A 7,759-nucleotide genomic window follows, 5' to 3' on the forward strand; every position below is an offset into this window, starting at 1 on the left:
TTAAGTTACTCGTCATAACTTATTATACCATGATTGACGGACTCTTCGGAGTCCGTTTTCTGTTTTCAGACACAAAAAGAGAGCGATGCTCCATAGATGATTACTCATCTATTTTGCAACGCCCCCTGCCATTTTGAATTCACCACTTGACATTGTGGCAAAGAAGGTACTGATTGCCGTAACAACCGTAGTCACCACGGTCTTGATTCCATTCCAGATGGTCGTAAAGAAGGTGGAAATCGCATTCCAGATTGTCTCAGCCACAGACTTAATTGTATTCCACATCGTACTAAGGAAGTTACTGATTGCATTCACAACGGTAGTAAAGGTATTCTTAATTCCTTCCCAAAGCCCGGTAAAAAATCCAGCCAAAGCATTCCAAACCGTTTCCGCTGTAGTCTTGATAAACTCCCAGGCAGCCACAAAGAATTCCTTCAAGGCTTCCCAGACTGCAACCGCAATCGCCTTTATGCTGTCCCACAAATCAATCCAGAACTGCCGGAACTCATCACAATTATTCCAAAGATAGATAAACGCCGCCACCAAGGCCGCAATAGCTGCAATAATCAGAACAATCGGATTGGCAAGCATGGTCGCATTCAGTGCCAGAAATGCAGTCTTCACTGCCTTAATCACACCCACAACCTTTGGCACAATGGTCATAATCGTACCCACTGCCGTAATGGTTTTGCCAATAATGATCAGTACCGGGCCCAGCGCCGCCGCAATCAGTGCAACCGTCACAATGGTTTCCTTTACACCGTCCGGCAGACTGTTTAGCACATCAATAAATCCCTGCACCCAACCCACAATCTTCTTTACCACCGGTAACAGAATTTCCCCAAAAGAAATGGCCAGCTCCTGCAACTGAGATTTCAGTATGGTGAGCTGACCTTCCAGGTTATTATTCATGGTGTCTGCCATACTCTGCGCAGCACCGTTACAGTTATCTATCGCTCCTGAGAGCTTTGCTATGTCTGCCTCTCCTGCATTCATAAGTGCAAGGAATCCGGACATAGCATTCTTTCCAACAAGACTCTCTGCAGCCGCAGCCTTCTCCGATTCTGACAAGCCATTAAAGGCAGTTCTGCAGTCAGCCAGAATATCTGACAAATCCCTCATGGAACCATCCGCATTGGTGGTGGCAACTGTTACCTCACCAATATTTTCCCCACAAATCTTAACCTCACCGGAAAGATTTGTCATAATGGTTCGAAGGGACGTACCAGCTTGGGTAGACTTGATACCTGCATTCGCCATCAGACCAATGGCTTCCGCTGTATCCTCCACAGAGAACCCCAAAGCACCGACAATCGGTGCACAGTACTTAAAAGTCTCGCCCATCATCGATACATTGGTGTTCGCATTACTGGAAGCCGCCGCAAGTACATCTGCAAAGTGCCCGGAATCCTGAGCCGACAATCCAAAGGCAGTCAGTGCATCTGTCACGATATCAGAAGTTGTCGCCAAATCTTCCCCTGAAGCAGCCGCCAGATTCATAACGCCTTCAATACCGGAAAGCATATCCTCTGTCTTCCAGCCAGCCATTGCCATATAATTCATAGCCTCAGCCGCTTCCGATGCAGAGAACTTCGTCTTGCTTCCCATCTCCCTGGCCTTGGCAGTCAGGTCTTCCAACTCTTTTCCGCTTGCACCGGATACCGCCGCCACCTTACTCATGGCAGTTTCAAAATCAGCCGCAGTCTTCACAGAAGCAGTACCAAGAGCAGTCACGGTAGCCGTAACCGGAAGAAGCTTTTTTCCTGCTCCCTCAATGTTGCTGCCTACATCCTTTAACTTCTCACCCGTCGCAGAGATCTTCTGCAACGCCGTAGCTGACTGGTTCGCCTGCTCTTCCAGTCTCTTTAGTTCATTCTCAGTTTCAATAATCTCTCTTTGCAAAGCATCATACTGATCCTTGGAAATCGTTCCATCATTTAATGCTTTCTCCGCCTGCTCTGCGGCAGTCTTCAAAGTTTCCAGCTTTTCCTTGGTCTCCTTAACCGCATCCCCAAGCAGCTTATGCTTCTGCGCCAAAAGCTCTGTATTACCAGGATCCAGCTTAAGCAGCTTCTCCACATCCTTAAGTTGTGCCTGCGTATTTCTGATTTCGTTATTAACGCCCTTTAATGCTGTTTGAAGTTTCGTGGTATCGCCGCCGATTTCAATGGTGATACCTTTAATTCTCGATGCAGCCATACCGAACCTCCCTTCATTTTATGGCAAGAAAAAGGAGCCGATTTCTCGACTCTTTACACAACAAAGGCACCGGATATTTCACCGATGCCACTCATAAGCTATATTCATTTATCCCTACAACCTGAATTTGTCAGTATCTGTCGCCATATATTCTGCGGGCTTCTGTTGTCCACTTGCGAATGAACTCAGTCTTTGCATCGGTATATGCGTCTCTGTCATGTTCATATTTCTTCCATAATTCCAGCTTCAAAGATTCATAATCCTTTGCGACCTGCGGATGCTCGTTCAGATAGTCGCGGAAATACAGTTCATCATTATCTCCGGTGTATCTGAGATGAATGTGATAAACCTTATCCGCAAAGCCTTCTTTGGTATACCCTTTATTGAGTGAAATCCGGTTTGTTTCAGCGGACATTCCGATAAAACCATTCCGCTCCATAACATGTGCCAGTTCTTCCATGTCGGCTTTTTCAGAAATCTCAACCATCACATCAACAATGTTCTTCGCCCATATGCCCTGTATCGCTGTACTTCCAATGTGACTAATCCTTTCAACAGGATAATCTGGCAACAGGTCCATTATTGAGGCTTCAATCTCCTTGTAGTAGTTTTTCCACTTATCATCGTGCTGAACAAGAAAGATGGGAAACAATTCCCACAATTCGGCCAGCGTCATTTCCGACAGTTCCTTTCCCATCGTCAAATCCTCCACAAATTAAAATTCATCTCTCAGATAAACACACCGGCCTACTGAAAGTTACGCTATCGTGTATCCCTCAGAACTCAGTACGTTCAAAGCTCGTTCAAAACTTTCTTCTTTAACAAGAATATAATCCGTGTTATATGTTGATACCGCAAAGATTCCTATTTGATGTTCTGCAAGAATGCCGGATAATTTTGACAGAATTCCAATCAACGAAAAATCAAGGACTCCCTGAATACGAAAACCTCTCCAGTCATCATCACGTTCAATCGTATTCTGTGGTGCATCTTCCGTTTTACACACCAACGATAATTCTTCATCAGTTCTCCCAATAAAGTAAAAATCGGCGGTAATGTCTATATCAGAAATATTCGATACCTTACAAACAGTCATTTTATGAGGAATTATCTTTAATTCCATTGGTTTACTTCTCCTTCGCATACTTCAAATTGTAACATAGACATAATCTCACAGATTATTATATCAACATCATTTCCGTCTGTCATCCAAAATGTATTGAACGAAGAGTAAAAACCTCCCTTCTAAAACCGGTTAAAATCAGCCTGTGTAGCCAGCACACTGTAATTTTTGTCGGCATCTTGATCATTTCCGCTCTCCACATACATATCATTCACCATTCCAATTGTAAGTAAATCCAAGTCACGAATACTAATCCCCAACTGGACGCACCTTAACAGGAACAACGGTGTTGTCATCGGACGGTCTGTTGCACGAAGTTTTTTTTAGCCTCTGCATCCGATCTGACATTCAATCCCCAAAGCTCTATAATCTTTGGAAGCACCTGATAAATACTGAATGTATTAAAATCATCCAGCCACTCTTCCGGTGTATCAGGAATACTCGGGTCTGCATGCTTTGCCATAACATATGCAATATTTTCAAACATCTCCAAAGAGAACAAATCAAGGTTGCTTACTTCCTCAGTGTTGCTGTCAATCGCCTTCTCCAAAGACGCCAAATCCTTGTAGATATCCCTCTGGAACTTCATTCTGTATATTCTCGGAATCGCAGCACTTGCTCTAAAAGGCACCTGCTTTCCATCAATTTCGATATTCTTAACCATACTCATAATCAAAGTCCTCACTTTCAAAATAAAGTAAAAGAGCCAGGACATTTCTGTCCCAGCCCATCAAACTTATCATTCTACATTTGTGTTCACACCGGTAATGGTTGGCATGTAAACCGCCTTGTACCAATCGGCATAAACCGTACTGTCTGTTTCATTACCGGTCTTAGCCTTAACCACACCGGAAGGAAGCGGTGTTGCCTTGATGGTAAGAGTTTCCGTCTGTACCTCCCTGCTCTCTTCGTTTGTCTTGCCCTCGATACCTGGTCTACTTGCAGAGCAGTTATAAAGGACATGACGGATGTGCTTCACATCTCCATCAAACTCGAAAAGAAGTGCAAATCTGTTCAACTCAGAATTCGCATCCTCAATCAGAACCTTGTTATCATCCAGAGTCTCATTCAAAGCAGACACTCTGAAATCCTCCGGAATCATCGCAAGCTCCAAATCGCCATCATAACCCATGTTGTTATTGATGACATAATACGCAGTACCATCTGCATAAAAGTTCTCCGGCTCACCATTGGCATCCAGAGAAATCGAAACTGCACCGGGCAATGCCACAGGCTTATCGAAGGAAACCACACCCTCTTCATCCACCTTAAGCATTGCGTAGTGTGCATTCTTAAGATTGTATTTGACCTTATTCTTAGCCATAATCAAAATCCTCCTTAATCTGAAAAAGGAACCTCGAATGAATAAAGCACCTCATAAAGCTTCTCACTCTGGATCCAAACTTCACTCTTGTTATAAAAAATACCGGACTCATCCAGTAGCATTTCCACTTTTCGCTCCACAGACAAATCCTTACTGTCCGTGTAAAGCTCAATCCTCACCTGATTAATCCTGAAATACACCTTCCCATCTGCCGCAAAGTTATTACTGCCCGGCAGGAGATAACAGATAAATGGTGGCTCAGGGCTCTCTCCCTCTGCGAAATGGTCATAGGCAAAAGGGATGCCAGTCTTCTGCAGCATCTCCACTAAATTTTCTATTGTCATTTCAATGCCGCCTCCACTTCTCTTACCAAAAGTTCAGCTGCAGCTGCTTCTGCGGTCGCGATATGCGGAAAGGCTCTCGTTCTGCCACCACCACGCTTGGCATGTCCAAATTCAAGCAGATGTGCCAGCTGATAACGATTCTTGGAATGCACAGTGACTTCCATCGCATTTGCATTTTCCTTGGTCGTTTTTACAGCCCAACTCTTTTTATATTTCCCAGTCTTAACCGGAGCACCTGCCTGTACTTCCCTTTTGGCTTTATTACCTGCTTTCTTCACAGCGGCCTTCATATCCTCTGTCGCAAGGTCAGCGTATTCCTGCAAACCTTCCATAATGACATGTGCCATCTGGTCAATCCTGCATCTGTCCGTTGCCATGCTTACCGCCTCACTTTCCTGCAGCTGAATTTCAGACTCTTCTTCTTGAAGTTCATATGATCCACATTCGTGATATCATAGATTTCATCCCTGAAAACAATCCTGTGAGTTGTGGAACCAATCTCCGATGCCTTTCGACAATATCTGATAGTTACCGTCATACTCACATCCTCAACAATAGTTCCAGCTTCTTCCTTTTCCTTGGAGCTTGCCAGTCCCTCACCGCCAATCGTTGCATGACAGGTATAGAAATCTTCCCAACCGTTCTTATGATTTCCGATAGAATCGGTAATCACAGTATTCTTCTGGAACGTAACCTTCTCATTTAATAATCCAATGTCCATCGGCTACCTCCCATCAAAATCCAGGCTCTCTGATTCCAAAAAGCAAAGCCCTTAGTCCAAGTGTCAAAGTCTTATGGTTTGCATCTTCACGGTGCTCATAAAGATAAGCCACCGCATACATGACCGCAATCTTACTCACAGACTGTTTTTCAAACTCTTCACGGTCTGTAAACCTTGCCACATCCATACAAATCTGCTGACTCTGAACAATGATGCCCTCAAGCAGTGCATCATCGTCATCGAAATCCACCCGCAGATAATTCTTCATTTCTTCCAATGAAACTACTGCCATCAAACATCACCTCACACAAAAGGGAGCCGCATTTCACGACTCCCAACAATCACCAGTTACTTAGGATGAAGAACCACTCTTCTGCTGAAGAACCTTGATAGCCTCAGGAAGGATAAGCTTACCATCCACTCTCTGAGTTCCCATGAATCCCACCTGACCATTCGCAGCATAAAGCTCGGACAGCTTCTTGAAGGTTCTGCCCTGACGGTCTGCAATCCAGTAATACTTGAAATCACCGAAGGCGATTGTCTTTGCACCGGCTGCCGCAGTAGGCATGAATGCAGAAGTCTTCACAGGTCTGCCAAGGATCGTGTCAGGTGTACCGGCAACCAGGGAAGGCTGCCATAAATACTGACCGGTAGTATCCTTAAGCTTACGGATCTGCTTCACAGTCGCATCATTCAGTACCCAAACCGCATTCTTACGGTAAGGCGCCTTCAGGCTGTAGAAAAGGTCAATCACCTCATCTGCAGTAATGGCAGTTGCAGATGCAGCTGTCACACCGACTTCAGCACCACCGGTTGCTGCAAGAATACCAAGAGGCTTACCTTTGCCATCGCCATTGAAGAAGGACTCTTCCTCTCTTGCACCGATACGTCTTGCAAATTCCTTGGAAATATATGCCTCAAGGTCAAAGACACTGTCAGCAAGAAGCTCCTCGGAAACCTTAATCATGGTACCAAGCTTGTAGGCACCGATAGATACCTGGCTGAATGCATCATCAGATTCCTGATAAGCACCCTCTTCGTCTACCCAGCTTGCAGAACCCTTGGATGCCACAACCGGAATCTTACGATCACCACTGGAAGTACGGATCACATGGGCAAGAGTACGGAATACATTCTCTTCCTCAAGTGCTTCCACCAGAGTTCTCTCAAACTCATCAGGAACAAGGTAACCGCCTTCAGAATCAGTACCTTCCTGAAGGGCATTGAGTACAGAAGGCATAGGAGTCTTTACTCTCATCGCATTCCAGAACGAACCCTTATACTCATCAGAAGCACGTCCTGTCTTTTCGGTTTCATCTTTTCCCATCTTAGCACCAGGCTTACCGGTAAGCGGAGTGCTGGTAGCCTTGGAAAGTTCTGCATCAATGGCAACCTGTCTCTCCAGTCTCTCAATCTCCTTACCAAGATTCATAACATCCTGTTCCATCTTGTCATAGGTCGCAGTATCTTCCTCGGAGAGCATACCGTCTGCGCCTCTCTTGGCATCCAGAAACTGCTTTGCAGCATCCCATGCCTTTGCTCTTTTCTCTCTCAGTTCTAAAATCTTACTCATTGTTCGTTTCCTCCCTTAATGTGATAACAATCTAAGTCTCTTCTCCAGCTGCTCTACCGGAGTACGCTTCTCTACTGGTTTCTTAGGTGGAATCAGTTTGGAAAGCATGGAATTCATAACCGCCTGTCTTGAAAACATCACAGGAGCACTCATCTCATCACTAACAGCCATTCCCTCACCAGCATCATTAGTTACATCACCCTGTCCATCGCTGAACAGAATCTTATCTGCAAAGCCAAGCTCGACTGCTTTTTTCGCATTGAACCAGCTCTCAGCATCCATAAGCTTTGAAATCTTGTCTCTTGCAAGACCTGTCTTGATCTCATAAGCATTCATAATGGATTCCTTCACTTCATCCAGCATCTTCACCGCTTTCTTCATTTCCTCAGAATCTCCGATTCTACTGTCTTTTCTCTCATGTTCTTATTACCTCAAAAATCCCCTATATATATAAAATGTGTATTATGGTATCTAT

At 44.7% G+C, this 7,759-nt stretch carries 10 protein-coding genes and 2 pseudogenes; all 12 read right to left on the reverse strand.

Translation table 11 applies throughout. The annotated features are described in order from the left end of the window. Positions 1–159 precede the first annotated feature (159 nt). Positions 160–2,199: pseudogene (locus tag JQM82_RS13275) on the reverse strand (phage tail tape measure protein); the annotation flags it as partial. 130 nt (positions 2,200–2,329) lie between these two features. After that, on the reverse strand, positions 2,330–2,896 hold the full coding sequence (locus JQM82_RS13280) for a GrpB family protein (RefSeq protein ID WP_235250859.1): 567 nt from the start codon (positions 2,894–2,896) through the stop codon (positions 2,330–2,332). Positions 2,897–2,956: 60 nt separating this feature from the next. Continuing rightward, positions 2,957–3,322 (reverse strand): ACT domain-containing protein, encoded by a 366-nt coding sequence (locus JQM82_RS13285; RefSeq protein WP_235250860.1) that lies wholly within the window; start codon positions 3,320–3,322, stop codon positions 2,957–2,959. A gap of 122 nt (positions 3,323–3,444) precedes the next feature. Then, the gene (locus tag JQM82_RS13290; protein WP_235250861.1) at positions 3,445–3,618 is read right to left on the reverse strand and encodes a hypothetical protein; all 174 of its coding nucleotides are present in this window, start codon (positions 3,616–3,618) and stop codon (positions 3,445–3,447) included. After that, positions 3,615–3,992: a hypothetical protein gene (locus JQM82_RS13295; protein ID WP_004058559.1), complete on the reverse strand. Its 378-nt coding sequence runs from the start codon at positions 3,990–3,992 to the stop codon at positions 3,615–3,617. Before JQM82_RS13295 ends, JQM82_RS13290 begins: the two co-directional genes overlap by 4 nt. A 69-nt stretch (positions 3,993–4,061) precedes the next feature. After that, positions 4,062–4,646 carry a major tail protein gene (locus JQM82_RS13300; RefSeq protein ID WP_235250862.1) on the reverse strand — a complete coding sequence of 195 codons (585 nt, stop codon included), beginning with the start codon at positions 4,644–4,646 and terminating at the stop codon, positions 4,062–4,064. 14 nt (positions 4,647–4,660) lie between these two features. Beyond that, positions 4,661–4,990, reverse strand: a complete 330-nt coding sequence (locus JQM82_RS13305) for a hypothetical protein (RefSeq protein ID WP_235250863.1) — start codon at positions 4,988–4,990, stop codon at positions 4,661–4,663. Next, a complete protein-coding gene (locus JQM82_RS13310; RefSeq protein WP_235250864.1) occupies positions 4,987–5,367 on the reverse strand; it encodes an HK97 gp10 family phage protein in 381 nt (126 codons plus the stop codon). The genes JQM82_RS13305 and JQM82_RS13310 overlap by 4 nt, the downstream gene beginning before the upstream one ends. Positions 5,368–5,369: 2 nt before the next feature. Continuing rightward, positions 5,370–5,711 (reverse strand): phage head closure protein, encoded by a 342-nt coding sequence (locus tag JQM82_RS13315; protein ID WP_235250865.1) that lies wholly within the window; start codon positions 5,709–5,711, stop codon positions 5,370–5,372. Positions 5,712–5,724: 13 nt separating this feature from the next. Then, entirely contained in the window at positions 5,725–6,003 is a 279-nt protein-coding gene (locus tag JQM82_RS13320; RefSeq protein ID WP_154553336.1) for a head-tail connector protein, read from the reverse strand. 60 nt (positions 6,004–6,063) lie between these two features. Then, on the reverse strand, positions 6,064–7,284 hold the full coding sequence (locus JQM82_RS13325; RefSeq protein WP_235250866.1) for a phage major capsid protein: 1,221 nt from the start codon (positions 7,282–7,284) through the stop codon (positions 6,064–6,066). A gap of 15 nt (positions 7,285–7,299) precedes the next feature. Beyond that, positions 7,300–7,686, reverse strand: a pseudogene (locus JQM82_RS13330) (ATP-dependent Clp protease proteolytic subunit); the annotation flags it as partial. Between the last annotated feature and the right edge of the window lie 73 nt (positions 7,687–7,759).

The sequence above is a fragment of the Faecalicatena contorta genome (assembly GCF_021531995.1).
GTDB lineage: Bacteria > Bacillota > Clostridia > Lachnospirales > Lachnospiraceae > Dorea_A > Dorea_A contorta_A.

What these genes read in the sequence shown, in the direction of transcription:
- JQM82_RS13320 (WP_154553336.1), bottom strand. Translation starts at nt 6,003, where the DNA reads ATGGCAGTAGTTTCATTGGAAGAAATGAAGAATTATCTGCGGGTGGAT.
- JQM82_RS13290 (WP_235250861.1), bottom strand. Translation starts at nt 3,618, where the DNA reads ATGACAACACCGTTGTTCCTGTTAAGGTGCGTCCAGTTGGGGATTAGT.
- JQM82_RS13300 (WP_235250862.1), bottom strand. Translation starts at nt 4,646, where the DNA reads ATGGCTAAGAATAAGGTCAAATACAATCTTAAGAATGCACACTACGCA.
- JQM82_RS13285 (WP_235250860.1), bottom strand. Translation starts at nt 3,322, where the DNA reads ATGGAATTAAAGATAATTCCTCATAAAATGACTGTTTGTAAGGTATCG.
- JQM82_RS13325 (WP_235250866.1), bottom strand. Translation starts at nt 7,284, where the DNA reads ATGAGTAAGATTTTAGAACTGAGAGAGAAAAGAGCAAAGGCATGGGAT.
- JQM82_RS13310 (WP_235250864.1), bottom strand. Translation starts at nt 5,367, where the DNA reads ATGGCAACGGACAGATGCAGGATTGACCAGATGGCACATGTCATTATG.
- JQM82_RS13315 (WP_235250865.1), bottom strand. Translation starts at nt 5,711, where the DNA reads ATGGACATTGGATTATTAAATGAGAAGGTTACGTTCCAGAAGAATACT.
- JQM82_RS13280 (WP_235250859.1), bottom strand. Translation starts at nt 2,896, where the DNA reads ATGGGAAAGGAACTGTCGGAAATGACGCTGGCCGAATTGTGGGAATTG.
- JQM82_RS13295 (WP_004058559.1), bottom strand. Translation starts at nt 3,992, where the DNA reads ATGAGTATGGTTAAGAATATCGAAATTGATGGAAAGCAGGTGCCTTTT.
- JQM82_RS13305 (WP_235250863.1), bottom strand. Translation starts at nt 4,990, where the DNA reads ATGACAATAGAAAATTTAGTGGAGATGCTGCAGAAGACTGGCATCCCT.